At 69.6% G+C, this 14780-nt stretch carries 15 protein-coding genes; 4 read left to right on the top strand and 11 right to left on the bottom strand.

Features of this window, described 5'->3' with window-relative positions; genetic code table 11:
• Positions 1-33: 33 nt before the first annotated feature.
• Together ACIQTU_RS02005 and ACIQTU_RS02000 are read right to left on the bottom strand one after the other, a co-directional pair.
• Complete coding sequence (locus tag ACIQTU_RS02005) at positions 34-432, bottom strand: DUF2147 domain-containing protein (RefSeq protein ID WP_400541557.1); 399 nt, start codon at positions 430-432, stop codon at positions 34-36.
• A 29-nt stretch (positions 433-461) separates the two neighbouring features.
• Complete coding sequence (locus tag ACIQTU_RS02000; protein ID WP_400541554.1) at positions 462-1145, bottom strand: Coq4 family protein; 684 nt, start codon at positions 1143-1145, stop codon at positions 462-464.
• Between the two features lie 173 nt (positions 1146-1318).
• On the opposite strand from ACIQTU_RS02000, the gene ACIQTU_RS01995 reads away from it, so the two are divergent.
• From ACIQTU_RS01995 to ACIQTU_RS01985, 3 genes are all read left to right on the top strand, one after another.
• Positions 1319-1927, top strand: coding sequence for a TetR/AcrR family transcriptional regulator (locus ACIQTU_RS01995; RefSeq protein WP_400541551.1), 609 nt, complete (start codon positions 1319-1321; stop codon positions 1925-1927).
• Between the two features lie 84 nt (positions 1928-2011).
• Positions 2012-4024, top strand: a complete 2013-nt coding sequence (locus tag ACIQTU_RS01990; protein WP_400541548.1) for an FAD-dependent oxidoreductase — start codon at positions 2012-2014, stop codon at positions 4022-4024.
• Positions 4025-4037: 13 nt separating this feature from the next.
• The gene (locus ACIQTU_RS01985) at positions 4038-4472 is read left to right on the top strand and encodes a nuclear transport factor 2 family protein (protein WP_400541545.1); all 435 of its coding nucleotides are present in this window, start codon (positions 4038-4040) and stop codon (positions 4470-4472) included.
• A gap of 6 nt (positions 4473-4478) precedes the next feature.
• On the opposite strand, the gene ACIQTU_RS01980 is transcribed toward ACIQTU_RS01985, so the two are convergent.
• Genes ACIQTU_RS01980 through ACIQTU_RS01945 form a run of 8 tightly spaced genes read right to left on the bottom strand, consistent with a single transcriptional unit; the run spans position 4479 to position 11537 of the window.
• Positions 4479-5753 carry a bifunctional folylpolyglutamate synthase/dihydrofolate synthase gene (locus tag ACIQTU_RS01980; protein WP_400541542.1) on the bottom strand — a complete coding sequence of 425 codons (1275 nt, stop codon included), beginning with the start codon at positions 5751-5753 and terminating at the stop codon, positions 4479-4481.
• Positions 5754-5761: 8 nt separating this feature from the next.
• On the bottom strand, positions 5762-6652 hold the full coding sequence (locus tag ACIQTU_RS01975; RefSeq protein WP_400541539.1) for an acetyl-CoA carboxylase carboxyltransferase subunit beta: 891 nt from the start codon (positions 6650-6652) through the stop codon (positions 5762-5764).
• Positions 6653-6662: 10 nt separating this feature from the next.
• Positions 6663-7505, bottom strand: coding sequence for a tryptophan synthase subunit alpha (gene trpA, locus ACIQTU_RS01970; protein WP_400541536.1), 843 nt, complete (start codon positions 7503-7505; stop codon positions 6663-6665).
• Positions 7502-7975, bottom strand: coding sequence for a hypothetical protein (locus tag ACIQTU_RS01965; RefSeq protein WP_400541533.1), 474 nt, complete (start codon positions 7973-7975; stop codon positions 7502-7504). The genes trpA and ACIQTU_RS01965 overlap by 4 nt, the downstream gene beginning before the upstream one ends.
• Positions 7976-7977: 2 nt before the next feature.
• Entirely contained in the window at positions 7978-9192 is a 1215-nt protein-coding gene (gene trpB, locus ACIQTU_RS01960) for a tryptophan synthase subunit beta (RefSeq protein ID WP_400541530.1), read from the bottom strand.
• Between the two features lie 32 nt (positions 9193-9224).
• Complete coding sequence (locus tag ACIQTU_RS01955) at positions 9225-9863, bottom strand: phosphoribosylanthranilate isomerase (RefSeq protein ID WP_400541527.1); 639 nt, start codon at positions 9861-9863, stop codon at positions 9225-9227.
• A gap of 37 nt (positions 9864-9900) precedes the next feature.
• Positions 9901-10638, bottom strand: a complete 738-nt coding sequence (locus ACIQTU_RS01950) for a pseudouridine synthase (RefSeq protein ID WP_400541524.1) — start codon at positions 10636-10638, stop codon at positions 9901-9903.
• Positions 10638-11537: a class I SAM-dependent methyltransferase gene (locus ACIQTU_RS01945; protein ID WP_400541521.1), complete on the bottom strand. Its 900-nt coding sequence runs from the start codon at positions 11535-11537 to the stop codon at positions 10638-10640. Before ACIQTU_RS01945 ends, ACIQTU_RS01950 begins: the two co-directional genes overlap by 1 nt.
• Positions 11538-11617: 80 nt before the next feature.
• Here ACIQTU_RS01945 and recQ point away from each other — a divergent pair, with 80 nt between their 5' ends.
• Positions 11618-13492: a DNA helicase RecQ gene (gene recQ / locus ACIQTU_RS01940; protein ID WP_400541518.1), complete on the top strand. Its 1875-nt coding sequence runs from the start codon at positions 11618-11620 to the stop codon at positions 13490-13492.
• On the opposite strand, the gene ACIQTU_RS01935 is transcribed toward recQ, so the two are convergent.
• Positions 13450-14769, bottom strand: a complete 1320-nt coding sequence (locus tag ACIQTU_RS01935) for a hypothetical protein (RefSeq protein WP_400541515.1) — start codon at positions 14767-14769, stop codon at positions 13450-13452. The two genes, recQ and ACIQTU_RS01935, sit on opposite strands and share 43 nt — an antisense overlap.
• Positions 14770-14780: the final 11 nt, after the last annotated feature.

Genomic DNA, 14780 nt, shown 5'->3' with positions numbered 1-14780 from the left:
ATTACAAGCGTCGTCCGTCAGGCCGGGTTGCGCTCAGCGCGCCCGCGTCCAGGTCTGGGTCCGGCACAGCATCCGGGCGATGCAGCCCCGCACCGCCAGCCGATCGGGCTCGATCAGGGTCAGCGTCCCCGTGGCCGCCCCCTGGCCGCTATCCGGGTCATAGAGGGGCCCGGCGCTCCATACGCGCGGCCCGCCGGACGCCGCCCGAACCACCGTCAGCCCCTTGACCGGACGGCTCCGCAGGGCCGGATCACGATTACGCACGTCGCGCTGATCCGGGTTCACCCGCAGGGCAGCGGCGTCCGCCACCCTGGCGCACAGCCCCCCGCCACAGCGCTCGATCACGACCACCCCGTTCTGGGCCGGGGTGCGCCAGCGCCCCAGCAGGGCCTCATCCTGCGCCATGACCGGAGAGGCGAGCGAAACCGCCACAATGGCCCCCAGGACCCATACGCCTCGCCTCATCCCTTGCCGCCCTGATAGGCGTTGCGCACCGAGGCGGGCACGCGCTGATAGACGGTCGGCGTCGGGATCTTCAGTCGGCGACGCGCGACCTCCAGCGGCTCGGCGAACAGACGCTCATAGTCCTCGCCCGGCAGCCAGGCGGCGCGACGCCCGTCCCGCCAGGCCTGGAACACGGCCCGGGCGCAGGGATAGCCGGTGCGGGCGCGCATGAACTGGACGGCGATCCCCGAGGCGATCAGGCCAAAGCCCGCGCTGCGCGTCTGCGGCAGCGAAAACGCCACAAGGCAGGCCTCGCCCAGGGCATCGGCCTGATAGCCGGTGAGGACGTGCCAGACGTCGTGCACGTCGCGCATCCGCCGCGCGAACCAGGCGCGCGGGTGCGCCGCCTCAATCTCGGTGTCAGCGATCTTGCGGCTCTCGTCGGCCAGGCCATAGGCCGAGAAGTTCTGCGCGTCGATAAAGTCGCGATAGGCCGCGCCGACCGATCCCGGCGCGAACTGCTCCAGCCAGACGCGGTCCTGCAGCCGGTCCACCAGCTCGATGCGGCGATAGGCCTGCACCCCGCCTTCGGGCGTCGCCAGCAGACGACTGTAGCCCCAGTCAGGCGAGCGCCCCGACAGGGCGTTCATGATTTCGAACACCTGTTCGGTGTCGTCCTTGTCCGCCACCAGGCGGCGCATGGCGCGTAGCGCGCGAATCGGCTGGACGCGATGGGCGGTCAGCTGCGAAGGCTGACGAGCAGTCGCGCGGGCGGACAGATCAAAAGCGGGGAGGCTTGAGACGGCTTGCACTTGCGGGTTCCTCTACGGAAGCCTAGAACGACGAACTATCTACATGAATGTCATTTACACACATGTCAATTGCCAAGATCGAAAAACCGCGCCGTCGCCGTCGCTCGCCTGATGAAGCGCGCCGCGAGGCGGTGGAGGCCGCGCGCGCCCTGCTGCTGTCGGGCGGCCCCAATGCGGTGACCCTGTCGGCGGTCGCGGCGGACATCGGCGTGACCCACGCCAATCTGATCCACCACTTCGGCTCGGCCGCCGGGTTGCAGTCGGCGCTGATGGGCTCGATGGTGGCGGATCTGGATCAGGCTCTGGAAGCCGCCGTGGCGCGACTGCGCACCGACGACGCCGCGCCGATGGAGCTGATCAACGCCGTCTTCGACGCCTTCGCCGAGGGCGGCGCCGGGCGGCTGGCGGCCTGGATCGCCCTGTCGGGCGACCTGACCCATCTGGAGCCGGTGCGCAACGCCGTGCTCAACCTGGTCAACGCCATCGCCGAAAAAATGGGCGACGACGGCGAGGCGCGCGAACGCATCGGCTCGGCCGTCCTGTTCATCGCCCTCAGCGCCTTCGGCGAGGCCCTGATCGGCCCGCCCCTGCGCGCCATGCTGGACCAGCCCGACGACGCCGGCCGCAAGGTGGTGGCCAGCCTGCTGCCCCAGTTCATCAAGAAGCCCTAGGTCGGCGCGGCCATTGCAACCCATTGCATAATGCCGAGACCGCGATACTAGTTATGCAACTGATTGCATAACTAGGCCGCCGCCATGCCCTACCCCGAACTGCTCAAGCCCCTCGACCTCGGTTTCACCACACTCAAGAACCGGGTGCTGATGGGCTCGATGCACGTCGGGCTGGAGGAGGTCGAGAACGGCTTCGAGCGCATGGCCGCCTTCTACGCCGAACGGGCGCGCGGCGAGGTCGGGCTGATCGTCACCGGCGGCATCTCGCCCAATGAACGCGGCCGTCCCATGCCCTGGGGCGCCAAGCTGACCACTGAGGAAGAGGCCGACCACCACCGCCTGGTCACCGCCGCCGTCCACGCCGAGGGCGGCAAGATCGCCCTGCAGATCCTGCATTTCGGCCGCTACGCCTACCACCCGGATCTGGTCGCGCCCTCGGCCATCCAGGCCCCGATCACCCCCTTCGCCCCCCACGCCCTGACCGGCGAGGAGGTCGAGCAGACCATCGAGGACTTCGTGCGCTGCGCCGCCCTGGCCCAGTCCGCCGGCTATGACGGCGTCGAGGTCATGGGGTCCGAGGGCTATCTGATCAACGAGTTCATCGCCGCCCGCACCAACCAGCGCGACGACGAATGGGGCGGCTCCTATGAGAACCGCATCCGTCTGCCGCTCGAGATCGTGCGCCGCACGCGCGAGAAGGTCGGACCCAACTTCATCATCATCTACCGCCTGTCGATGCTGGATCTGGTCGAGGGCGGCTCGACCGCCGACGAGGTGCTGCAACTGGCCAAGGCCATCGAGGCGGCGGGCGCCACCATCCTCAACACCGGCATCGGCTGGCACGAGGCCCGCATCCCCACCATCGCCACCAGCGTCCCGCGCGCCGCCTTCGCCTGGGTGACCAAGCGGCTGAAGGGCGAGGTCTCCATCCCCCTGGTCGCCACCAACCGCATCAATACGCCGGAGGTGGCCGAGAGCCTGCTGGCCGAAGGCTATTGCGACATGGTGTCGATGGCCCGGCCCCTGCTGGCCGACGCCGCCTTTGTGCAGAAGGCGCGCGAGAACCGCGCCGACGAGATCAACACCTGCATCGGCTGCAACCAGGCCTGCCTGGACCACACCTTTGCCGGCAAGATCACCTCCTGCCTGGTCAATCCGCGCGCCTGCCACGAGACCGAACTGATCATTGCCCCGGCTGAAACGCCCAGGAAGATCGCCGTCGTCGGCGCCGGCCCCGCCGGCCTCGCCTTCGCCGTGACCGCCGCCGAGCGCGGCCATGCCGTCACCCTGATCGAGGCCGCGAACGAAGTCGGAGGCCAGTTCAACATCGCCCGGAAGATCCCCGGCAAGGAGGAGTTCGGAGAGACCCTGCGCTACTTCCGCAAGCAGTTGGAACTGACCGGGGTCAAGGTCCGCCTGAACACCCGCGCCGAGGCGAACGCCCTGGCCGACGAGGGCTTCGACGAAATCATCCTGGCCACCGGCGTCAACCCGCGCACGCCCGAGATCGACGGCGTGGACCACCCCAAGACCCTGTCCTACCTCGACGTCCTGCGCGACGAGGTTCCGGTCGGCAAGACTGTGGCCGTCATCGGCGCCGGCGGCATCGGCCACGATGTCAGCGAATATCTGGTCGAGCGGCATGAAGCCCCGTCCATCGACCGCTTCTTCCGCACCTGGGGCGTCGATCCCGACTACAAGACCGCCGGGGGCCGCACCGCGCCGCAGGTCGAACCGGCCGAGCGTCAGGTCTTCCTGATGCAGCGCTCGACCGGCAAGGTCGGCGAGCGTCTGGGCCGCACCACCGGCTGGATTCACCGCGCCGCGCTGAAGATGCACGGCGTCGTCACCGCCAGCGGCGTCGCCTATCGCCGCATCGACGATGACGGTCTGCACGTAACCATCGACGGCGCCGACAAGACCCTGCCGGTCGATCACGTCGTCATCTGCGCCGGGCAGGAGCCCCTGCGCGATCTGCACGACGACCTGGTCGCGCGCGGCTGCTCGGTTCATCTGATCGGCGGGGCCGACGTGGCCGCCGAACTGGACGCCAAACGCGCCATCGACCAGGGCGTGCGCCTGGCCGCCGCCATCTAAAGGAGGAAAGCCCATGACGACGCTGACCCTGCACCCCGCCGCCGCCGCTTCGCTCGCCAGGTGGCACGCCATGGTCACAGCCCAGGACCTGAGCGGCCTTCGCGCCATCACCCATCCCGACGCCGTCTTCCGCTCGCCGGTCGCCTACAAGGCCTATCACAGCGCCGACGCCGTGGTTCTGGCGGTCAGCACCGCCGCCAGCGTCTTCACCGACTTCGCCTACCACCGCGAAGCCGCCACCGCCGACGGCCTCAGCGTGGTGCTGGAGTTCAGCGCCAAGGTCGGGGACAAGGGCGTCAAGGGCATCGACTTCATCCGCTTCAACGAAGACGGCCAGATCGTCGATTTCGAGGTCATGATGCGCCCCCTCAACGGGGTTCAGGCCATGGCCGAGGAAATGGGAAAACGCCTCGGCGCCCTGCTGCCCGCCTTCAAGGCCCAGGGCTAAGCAGGGCTAGACGGGCCAGGTCTCGGGGCTGGCGCCCAGCACCTCGCCGGCCAGATACAGCGAACCGCAGATGACGATGCGGCCCGCGCCCAGCGCCAGCGCCCGGTCCAGCGCCTCGTCGACTGATCCAGCCGGCAGGGCGCCGAAGCCGCGCCCCTGGGCCACGGCGGCCAAGGCCGTCGGATCGGCGGCCGCGCCGTCGAAGGACACGGTGAAAACCTGGGCGTCGAGCCCCTTCAGCGCCTCGAAGAAGCCGCCCGCGTCCTTGTTGACCAGCATGGCGACGATCAGGGCGGTGGGTCGCGGCGCCCGCGACTGACGCTCAGCCAACGACCGGGCCAGGGCCCGTCCGGCGTGGGGATTGTGCCCGCCGTCCAGCCACAGTTCGGCGTCAGCCTTTTGCGCTTTCTCGGCATAGGGACCGACGGTCAGCCGCTGCATCCGCGCGGGCCAGCGCACGGCCTTCAGCCCCGCCGCGATGGCGGCTTCGGGCAGGTCCAGCTCCAGCGCGGCGGCCACGGCCACCCCGGCGTTGTCGAACTGGTGCGGCCCGCTCAGCGCCGGGGCCGGCAGGTCGAGGAAGCGTTCCTGATCCTGATAAACCAGCCCGCCGCGCTCGGCCCAGGCGTCAAAGTCCACGCCCATGACGGTCAGGGGCGAATGGACCTCGGCCGCACGACGCTCGATCACGGCCATGACGGCCTCCGACTGACGGGCGATGACGCCCCGCGCCCCGGCTTTCAGGATGCCCGCCTTCTCGGCGGCGACGCCCTCGAGCCGGTCGCCCAGGAACTCGGCGTGATCCAGATCGACCGGGGTGATGACGCTCAGCAGCGGCCGGTCGATGACATTGGTGGCGTCCAGCGATCCGCCCAGACCGACCTCGATGATGGCCAGGTCGGCGGGGGTCTCGCTCATGGCCAGGAAGGCGGCGGCGGTCGTGCTTTCGAACACGGTGGCCTCGCCCGCCACAGCCTCGATGCGATCGAGGATGGCGTTCAGCTGATCGTCGCTGATCAGGCTCCCGGCCAAGCGGATGCGCTCGTTGAAGCGCACCAGATGCGGCGAGGTGTAGGCGTGGACCCGCAGGCCCGCCGCTTCAGCAATGGCCCGGATCAGGGATACCGTCGAGCCCTTGCCGTTGGTGCCGGCGACATGGACCACCGGCGGGAGCCGATCCTGCGGATCGCCCAGGGCGGCGCACAGGGCCCGCATCCGGTCCAGCGACAGGTCGATGCGCTGGGGATGGCGGGCGCGCAGGCGTTCCGAGATCGGGTCCATAGACGCCCTTAGGCCGCCTTGCGCTTGCCGCCCATCAGCATGGACAGGATCTGGCCCAGGACGGTCGGCAGATCGCCGCGCGCCACCACCTTGTCGACCATGCCCTTGCCCTGCAGATATTCGGCGCGCTGGAAGCCCGGCGGCAGCTTCTCGCGGATGGTGGTCTCGATCACGCGCGGGCCGGCGAAGCCGATCAGGGCGCCCGGCTCGGCCAGGTGGACGTCGCCCAGCATGGCGTAGGAGGCGGTCACGCCCCCCGTGGTCGGGTCGGTCAGGACCACGACGTAGGGCAGTTGCGCCGCCTTCACCTCCTGCACCGCCAGGGTGGTGCGGGCCATCTGCATCAGGCTGAGGGCGCCTTCCTGCATCCGCGCGCCGCCGGCGGCGGTGAAGCAGACGAAGGGCACGCCACGCTTCACGGCTTCACGGGCGGCGGCGACGAACGCCTCGCCCGCCGCCATGCCCAGCGACCCGCCCATGAAGGTGAAGTCCTGAACGATGACGACCGCGGCCACGCCGTCGATCTCGCCATAGCCGATCGCCATGGTGTCCTTGCGGCCCGCCGCCTTACGGGCCGCATTCAGGCGGTCCTTATAGGACTTGCCGTCCGAGAATTTCAGCGGATCTTCCGGCACGTCCGGCGTGTCGATGCTCTCGAACACGCCGCCGTCGAAGGTGGCCTTCAGACGGGTCGGCGCATTGATGCGCATGTGACGGCCCGACGGCGTCACCCACAGGGCCGCCTCCAGGTCCGTGCGGAACAGCATCTCGCCGCTGTCCGGGTCCTTGACCCACAGGTTGTCGGGCGTATCGCGCCGGCTGACGATCTTGCGCACGCCCGGAGCGAAGCGGGACAGCCAGCCGCCGCGCGGCTTGTTCTCGGTGTTCTTGTCGACCATGGGCGCGCCTTTAGACGGTTTCCGCGACGGAAGCACTAGTTCTGGCGGTTTTCACCGCATCGGCCAGGGCCTTCACCTTGGCCAGAACGCGGGGGACGGCGGGTTCGTTCGCCGCCAGAGCGGCGGCCACTTCATCCACGAAGACCGACCCGGCCACCACCGCATCGGCCACGCGGGCGATCTCGGCGGCGCGCTCAGGCGTCTTGACGCCGAAGCCGACGGCGACCGGCAGGTTGGCGGCCTTGCGGACCCGCTCCACAGCGGGGGCGACGGCGGCGGCCTGCGCCTCCTTCACGCCCGTCACGCCAGCAACGGAGACATAATAGACAAAGCCCGAGGTGCCCTGAGCGATGACCTTCAACCGGTCGTCGTCCGAGGTCGGCGTGGCCAGACGGATCAGCGACACCGACTGGGCGTCCAGCGCCGCCGCCAGAGGCCCGGCCTCTTCCGGCGGGCAGTCGACCACGATCAGACCGTCCACGCCCGCCGCCGCTGCGTCGCGCGCGAAGGCTTCGTAGCCATAACTTTCAACCGGGTTCAGATAGCCCATCAAAATAACCGGGGTAGCGTCGTCGCCTTTGCGGAAATCCGCCACCAGATCGAGCGTGCCGCGCAGGGTCATCCCCGCCGCAAGTCCACGCAGAGCGGCGCGCTGGATCGGCGGCCCCTCGGCCATGGGGTCCGAGAAAGCCAGACCCAGTTCGATCAGATCGGCCCCCGCGCCGGGCAGGCCGCGCAGGATCTCCAGCGCCTCGTCGCGGCTGGGATCGCCGGTCATGACATAGGGGATGAAGCCGGCCCGGCCCTCGGCCTTCAGCGCGGCGAAGCGGGCGTCGATACGTGCCGTCGTCACTGGGGCGTCACTCCGGCGGCCGGTTGGCCCGTGCAGACGTCGCCGGGGATGGCGGCGAAGCCGAGGTAGCCGGGTGCGGTCGCTTCGGCGGGCTTGGACTCGTCGTAGAAGGCGATCATCTGCATCCCGTCGCAGCCGCCGTTCTCGCGGCGCCGGACGAAGATGATGCGATTATCGTCGCCGTCGGCGGCCAGCCAGCCAAGCCCCTTCAAGTGTTCTTCGTAAGCAGTCCCAAGGGCGGCGATCTGATCCAGTCGAGCCGTGACGCAAACGGCAGGAGAACGCAGCAAGCCCCCGCAATCCGAAGACGCCTGGGCCGGCGCCAGAACCGGAAAATCAGATGCGGTCAGGTCGGCGGCAGACGCCTCGGCCTGAACCGGCGACGGCGCGGCGGGCGCCGCCTGGGCATTGGCCATCGTCAGGGTCGGCGAAACGGCGACAGCCAGGGCCGCGATCAGAAGATTGTTCATGCTCAAAGCTCCACGCCCAGATGCTTGGCTACGGTAAAGATGTCCTTGTCGCCCCGGCCCGACAGGACCAGCACGACGTCGCCGTCCTTGCCGACGTCCTTGGCGACTTCGCCGATGCGGGCGAGGGCGTGCGAGGGCTCCAGCGCCGGAATGATGCCTTCCAGTTTCGACAGCAGCTGGAAGGCCTCCAGGGCCTCATCGTCGGTGGCCGACAGGTACTCGCCGCGACCGAGGTCGTTCAGCCAGGCGTGCTCCGGCCCGATGCCCGGATAGTCGAGACCGGCCGAGATGGAGTGGCCTTCCAGAATCTGGCCATCGGCGTCCTGCAGCAGATAGGTGCGGTTGCCGTGCAGCACGCCGGGGCGGCCGCCCTTCAGGCTGGCGGCGTGCTCGGGCGTGTCCAAACCATGACCCGCCGCCTCGACGCCGATCAGGCGCACGCCCTCGTCCTCGATGAAGGGGTGCATGGCGCCGATGGCGTTGGAGCCGCCGCCGATGCAGGCCACCACGGCGTCGGGCAGACGCCCGATCTGGGCCAGCGACTGACGCTTGATCTCCTTGCCGATCACTGACTGGAAGTCCCGCACCATGGCCGGATAGGGGGCCGGGCCCGCCGCCGTGCCGATGATGTAATAGGTGTCCTCGACGTTGGTGACCCAGTCACGCATCGCCTCGTTCATGGCGTCCTTCAGCGTCGCCGCCCCCGCCGTCACCGCCGCGACCTCGGCCCCCAGCAGCTTCATGCGGAAGACGTTGGGTTGCTGACGCTCGACGTCGACCGCGCCCATATAGACGGTGCAGGGTAGGCCGAAACGGGCGCAGACGGTGGCGGAGGCCACGCCGTGCTGACCGGCGCCGGTCTCGGCGATGATCCGCGTCTTGCCCATGCGGCGGGCCAGCAGGATCTGGCCCATGCAGTTGTTGATCTTGTGCGCGCCCGTGTGGTTCAGGTCCTCGCGCTTCAGCCAGATCTTGGCCCCGCCGAAGTGGTCGGTCAGGCGCTCGGCGAAATAGAGCGGGCTCTCGCGACCGACATAGTGGGTCAGGAAGCCGTCCAGCTCGGCCTGGAAGCTGGGGTCGGCCCTGGCCGCCTCATAGGCCGCGTTCAGCTCGTGAATGAGCGGCATCAGGGTTTCGGGCACGAAGCGGCCGCCATAGGGACCGAAGCGGCCCTCGGCGTCAGGCCAGGCGTAGGTATTGGACAGGTTTGCGTTCACGAGCGGCAGTCTTTCGCGGGAAGGCGACGAAATCAGGACCGGGATACGGCCTCGAGGAAGGCGCGGATGCGGTCAGGGTCCTTAACACCGGGTTTGCTTTCGACGCCAGAGGAGACATCGACCAAAGGCGCCCCCGAAATCCGCACCGCCTCGGTGACATTTTGCGGATCCAGCCCGCCTGCGAGGAACCAGTTTGCCGGAAGCGCCCTGTTCTGCATCAGCGCCCAGTCGAACGAGGCTCCTACCCCGCCCGGCAAGTCCGAGCCCTCAGGTGGCCTGGCGTCGAACAGCAGATGATCGGCCACGTCGGCCCAGTCCGGCACGGACGCAAAGTCGACCTCGCTGCGGATCGGCAGGGCCTTGATGATCCCCGCCCCGGTTAGCCGCCGCACCTCGACAGCGCGCTGCGGCGTCTCATGACCATGCAACTGGATCAGGTCGGGCCGCAGGATCAGCCCCACCTCGGTCAAAAGGGCGTCGTCGGGATCGACCAGCACCGCCACGATCTTCGCCCGCTTCCGCGCCCGGTCGAACAGGGTCGCCGCGTGCAGTGGCGGAATGTGGCGCGGGCTCTTTTCAAACACCACCGCCCCGACGAAGGCCGCGCCGCCCTGCAGCGCCGCCTCCAGCGTCTCGGGCGTCGTCAGTCCGCAAATCTTGGCCAGGGTCATGAGAGGGAGGTGCGCGAGACGACGCCCGGGGTCAAGATCAGGCGAAGATCAGCTCAATCTCTTCCGGCGTCAGCAGCCGCCACTCGCCCGGCGCCAGATCGTCCGGCAGCACCAGCCCGCCCAGCCGCTCGCGGTGCAGGGCCTCGACGTGGTTGCCCGCCGCAGCAAACATCCGGCGCACCTGATGATAGCGGCCCTCGGTCACCGTCAGCAGGGCCTCGGTCGGCGACACGACCTCGAGGATGGCGGGCGACAGCGGCTTGTCCTCGCCCTCCAGCACCAGATCGCCCGAGGCGAACAGCGCGCCTTCGGTCCCAGTCAGGGGCCGCGCCAAGGTCGCGCGATAGACCTTGGCCACATGACGCTTGGGCGAGATCACCCGGTGCAGCAGGTCGCCGTCGTCGGTCAGCAGCAGCAGGCCCGAGGTCTGCTTGTCCAGCCGCCCGATGGTCGAGATGGCCGGGTCACGACGCTTCCACCGGTCCGGCAGGATGTCATAGACCAGCGCCCCGTCTTCCTTGCGCGAACAGGTCATGCCCAGCGGCTTGTTCAGCAACATGACCAGACCGGCCACCGGGTCCAGCGGCTCGCCGTCGATCTCCATCCGCGTCGGCAGGTCGGGCGTCACCGGGATACGCCTGGACACATCTGTCAGGTCAGCGCCGTCCAGCACGATGCCGCCCGCCTTGCCCAGCCGCGCCATCTCGGCCCGCGAGCCGTAGCCCATCGAGCCCAGCAGCTTGTCGACACGCGAAGTGGGAGTTTTGGCGGCCACTACTTCACCGCCTCGAAGATCTTGTAGCCGCCTTGATCGGCGACCATCCGCACCCGCTTGAAGGCGGCGTTCAGTTCGGCCTCGTAGGGCAGGTGCCGGTTGGCCACCAGCCACAGTACGCCGCCGGTCTTCAGCAGGGCCGCCGCCTGACGGATGAAGTTCTGGCCCAGACGGCGATCCTCGGTCCCGCCGTCGTGGAAGGGCGGATTGCTGACGATGAAGTTCAGCTCGCCCGCCGTCGACAGGGTGCGCACGTCGGCCCACTCGAAACTGACGCGCGGATCTTCAACATTCTTCCTCGCCGCCGCCACGGCGCGCCTGTCGAGGTCGATCAGACGCAGGGATGTCACCGCCGGCGAGCGCAGCGCCACCAGCGACAGGGCCCCGAAGCCGCAGCCCAGATCGGCGCCCGCGCCTTTCAGCGGCGGCATGACCCCGGCCAGCAGGGCCGTGCCCGGATCGACCCGATCCCAGGCGAAGACGCCCGGCTGCGACCAGGCGTCCAGACCCTCGACCTGTTGCAGGACGCCCGCGTCGATCGCCGCGTCCAGTCCCTCGATCGTCTCCGGACGGGTGACGACGCAGCGGCGATGGTGGGCCTTGGCCGTCTCGCCGAATTCGAGGCCGAAGCTCTTCAGTTCCTTGGCCAAACGCGAGCCGCCCTTGCTCTTGTGCGCCATGACATCGAGGCGTCCGCCGGCCTTCAGCGCCCGCAGCGCCATCGCCAGGGTATAGCGCCGCTCCACCACGCCGGGCGGGGCGTAGATCATGGCCTCGTCCACCGAACCGGGGGCGAGGTCTTCCAGCGCGATCGCGCCGGGGATCAGGGGCGAGGTCTGCACCGCGCCGGTCGGAACGTCGAACACCGCCGGCGGGCGGCCATAGAGGATCATGGTCATGGGGCGCCCCATACCCTTTTCCTGCCTCTTCGCGAAGGGCGAGCCGTGACACCCCGGAACGGATCAGGCACAACCCGCCGATGCTCGCTGACCCCCGCCGTTCCGCCCTGCCCGCTCCGCTTGACCTGAGCGCCGCGCGCGAGGTTCTGGGCCGGGTCTGGGGCCACGCCGATTTTCGCGGCCTGCAAGCCCATGTCGTGGCCGAGGTTCTGGCCGGGCGCGACGTCATGGCCGTGCTGCCGACCGGCGGCGGCAAGAGCGTCTGCTATCAGATCCCGGCCATCCTGCGCCGCGGGGTCGGTCTGGTGGTGTCGCCGCTGATCGCCCTGATGACCGATCAGGTCGAGGCCCTGAAGCAACAGGGCGTGGCCGCCGCCCGCCTCGATTCCGGCGTGCCGATGGAGGAGCGCTCGGCCATCTGGCGCGCCGCCCGCTCCGGCGAACTGGACCTGCTCTACGTCTCGCCCGAAGGCCTGGCCGCAGGCTCCATGCTGGAACGCCTGTCCGAGATCGACCTCAGCCTGATCGCCATCGACGAGGCCCACTGCGTCTCCCAGTGGGGCCACGACTTCCGCCCTGACTACCGCTCGCTGGGCCGTCTGGCCGAGATCTTCCCCGGCGTGCCGCGCATCGCCGTCACCGCCACCGCCGACGCCCGCACCCGCGAAGACATTCTGGCGTCGCTGCGGCTGGGCGAGGCCCGCGTCTTCGTCGACAGCTTCGCCCGCCCCAATCTGCAGCTGTCCGCCGAGCGCAAGATCAACGGCAGCCGCGCCCGCACCGACGCCGCCGTGGTCGAACTGGTGCGCGAGCGGCGCGGCAAGTCGGGCGTGGTCTATTGCGGCAGCCGCGACGGCTGCGAGCGCGTGGCGCAAACCTTGCGCGACGGGGGCGTCAACGCCATCGCCTATCACGCCGGCTTCGACGCCAAGGACCGCGACCGGCGGCTGGAGCGGTTCCTGGCCGAGGACGGCGCCGTCATGGTCGCCACCATCGCCTTCGGCATGGGGGTGGACAAGCCCGACGTCCGCTTCGTCATCCACGCCGATCCGCCCGGCAGCCTTGAGGCCTACTGGCAGGAGATCGGTCGCGCCGGACGCGACGGCGAACCCGCCGAGGGCATCACCCTCTATGGCCCCTCCGACATCGCCTGGTCCCTGCGCCGCCTCGAAGGCCGCCCGATGGCCGAGGAGATCAAACAGGTCCAGACGCGCAAGGTGCGCCAGCTGTTCGCCATGCTGGACGGCGCCGTCTGCCGCCCTCAGGCCGTGCGCCGTTACTTCGGCGAGACCGACGCCCAGCCCTGCGGCGTCTGCGACATCTGCGGCGACCCGCCCGCCACCTTCGACGCCGTGGTCCCGGCGCAAAAGGCCCTGGCGGCGGTGCAACGCCTCGGTGAACGCTTCGGCCGGACCCGCGTCGTCGACCACCTGCTGGGCAAGACCAAGGACGTCCAGAACTGGGAGTCGAACCTGTCCACCTGGGGCATCGGCGCCGACCTGTCGCTAACCGCCTGGCGCGACGTCATCGACCACCTGCTGTTCGAGGGCCTGCTGGTCGAGGACCCGAACGAGGGCAAGCCCATCATCCAACTGGGCGATGCCGAGGCCGTCCGCGCCGTCTATCGCGGCGAGCGTCCCATTCAGGTGCGCAAGGCTCCGGTCCGCGTCGTCGAGGCCGAACGCCCGCGCCGCAACGCCGGTCGCAACCTCGCCGCCGAGGCGCTGGACACCGACGTGCGCGCCCGTTTCGAGGTCCTGCGCGCCTGGCGCCGCGACCGCGCCGCCGAGCAGCACGTCCCGCCCTATGTCATCTTCCAGGACAAGACCCTGGTCGAGATCGCCCTCAGCGAGCCGCGCGACCTCGACGCCCTGGGCCGCATCTCCGGCGTCGGCGCCGGCAAGCTGGAACGCTACGGCAAGGGCGTGCTGGAGGCCCTGGCCTCGGCCGGCTGAGCCTCCCGCGCGATCACCGCCGGATCGTCGCCCAGACCCGGCGCCACCTGCACCGGCCAGCGGCAGGCGCTGGCGGGCGCGGAACCGCCCTCGACCACGGTCGTCAGCGGCTGCAACGCGCCGCTCATCCGCCGCGTGAGATGGTCGCGCACCACGGCGTCCGAGGGGCGGGCGTCGAAATGGGCCAGGCTGGATCGACCGTCGCAGCGATACTCGTCGAGGAACCAGGCGGCCTTTCCATTGAGGACGTTCTCGCGCCTGGTCAGCCAGAAGCCGCGCGGCGGCGCCCGCTCGTCAGCGGGCGTCAGGACCCCTACCATCAGGCCTTCCAGCCCGTCGAAGACCTCGCCCGGACGCGCGAACAGCGTCACCGATCCCCCCTCGACGGCGAAGGTTTCGACCAGCTGCGTCTGCGGTTCGGCGCGCAGCGCGGCCAGCGAAGCCGCCAGCATGGCGTCACGTTCTCGGCGATAGCCGACCCAGTCCTCGCGCATGGCCTCGGCGGCCATCGCCACCTGGCTGGCGAAGGCGCCGATCGGGGCCGGCGCCGGGCGCGGCACGGGCCCGATCACCGCCAGGGCCGCATCCGGCTCGCTGGCGTCGAGATGAATCTGGGCGCGCATGACCCGCGCATGCCAGGAGTCTCGCCCTTCGCCGCACAGGGCGATGATCCGGTTTGTGGCGAGCGCGGCGGTCGCCTGATCGCCGGTCGCCATGCGGAAGGCGGCGTCGCCCCACAGCGCCGTGGTGTCTTCGCAATCCAGCACCGAGGCCGGATCGACGCGCACGACCCCGCCCATCACCCGTCGCATCATGTCTTGTCGCAGGCCCGCGCCGCCGGGCAGCAGATCGATATAGGCCTCCGGCGAACCGCACACCATCGCCCCCAGGGCCGGTTCGCCCAGCAGCAGGGTCAGGCCGCAGGCGTCCAGCCGACGCGCCTCGGCGTCGCTGACGCCCGGCGAGGTGATCGGCACCAGCATCGTCGTGCCCGGCTTGCCGTTGACGCCGGGCATATAGACCGCCGTCGACGTCGTGCGGTTCTCACCCGCCCGCGCCCGCAAGGCCTCCGCCCCCAGGGCGTCCTTCTCGACCCCGCGCAGGCCCGTCTGCATCAGGAAGGACAGGGCGTACTGGGCGGGCCGATCTCCTTCGTCGCTCTTCTTGCGCAGGGCGTCGACCGACTCGTTCAAGGCCAGCTTGAGCGGCGCATTGCGGGTGATCGGATCCACCGCCGTCGCACAGCCGGAGAGCGTGATCGCCGCAACGACCAGCATCGCAACACTCC

Source organism: Brevundimonas sp. NPDC090276 (assembly GCF_044772165.1).
Taxonomy (GTDB): Bacteria; Pseudomonadota; Alphaproteobacteria; order Caulobacterales; family Caulobacteraceae; genus Brevundimonas.
This window is presented reverse-complemented; position numbering and strand designations above follow the sequence as displayed.

What these genes read in the sequence shown, in the direction of transcription:
- ACIQTU_RS01980 (WP_400541542.1), bottom strand. Translation starts at nt 5,753, where the DNA reads ATGGACCCGATCTCGGAACGCCTGCGCGCCCGCCATCCCCAGCGCATC.
- ACIQTU_RS01945 (WP_400541521.1), bottom strand. Translation starts at nt 11,537, where the DNA reads ATGACCATGATCCTCTATGGCCGCCCGCCGGCGGTGTTCGACGTTCCG.
- ACIQTU_RS02000 (WP_400541554.1), bottom strand. Translation starts at nt 1,145, where the DNA reads ATGCGCCGCCTGGTGGCGGACAAGGACGACACCGAACAGGTGTTCGAA.
- ACIQTU_RS01985 (WP_400541545.1), top strand. Translation starts at nt 4,038, where the DNA reads ATGACGACGCTGACCCTGCACCCCGCCGCCGCCGCTTCGCTCGCCAGG.
- ACIQTU_RS01995 (WP_400541551.1), top strand. Translation starts at nt 1,319, where the DNA reads ATGTCAATTGCCAAGATCGAAAAACCGCGCCGTCGCCGTCGCTCGCCT.
- ACIQTU_RS01975 (WP_400541539.1), bottom strand. Translation starts at nt 6,652, where the DNA reads ATGGTCGACAAGAACACCGAGAACAAGCCGCGCGGCGGCTGGCTGTCC.
- ACIQTU_RS01935 (WP_400541515.1), bottom strand. Translation starts at nt 14,769, where the DNA reads ATGCTGGTCGTTGCGGCGATCACGCTCTCCGGCTGTGCGACGGCGGTG.
- recQ (WP_400541518.1), top strand. Translation starts at nt 11,618, where the DNA reads ATGCTCGCTGACCCCCGCCGTTCCGCCCTGCCCGCTCCGCTTGACCTG.
- ACIQTU_RS01955 (WP_400541527.1), bottom strand. Translation starts at nt 9,863, where the DNA reads ATGACCCTGGCCAAGATTTGCGGACTGACGACGCCCGAGACGCTGGAG.
- ACIQTU_RS01990 (WP_400541548.1), top strand. Translation starts at nt 2,012, where the DNA reads ATGCCCTACCCCGAACTGCTCAAGCCCCTCGACCTCGGTTTCACCACA.
- ACIQTU_RS01965 (WP_400541533.1), bottom strand. Translation starts at nt 7,975, where the DNA reads ATGAACAATCTTCTGATCGCGGCCCTGGCTGTCGCCGTTTCGCCGACC.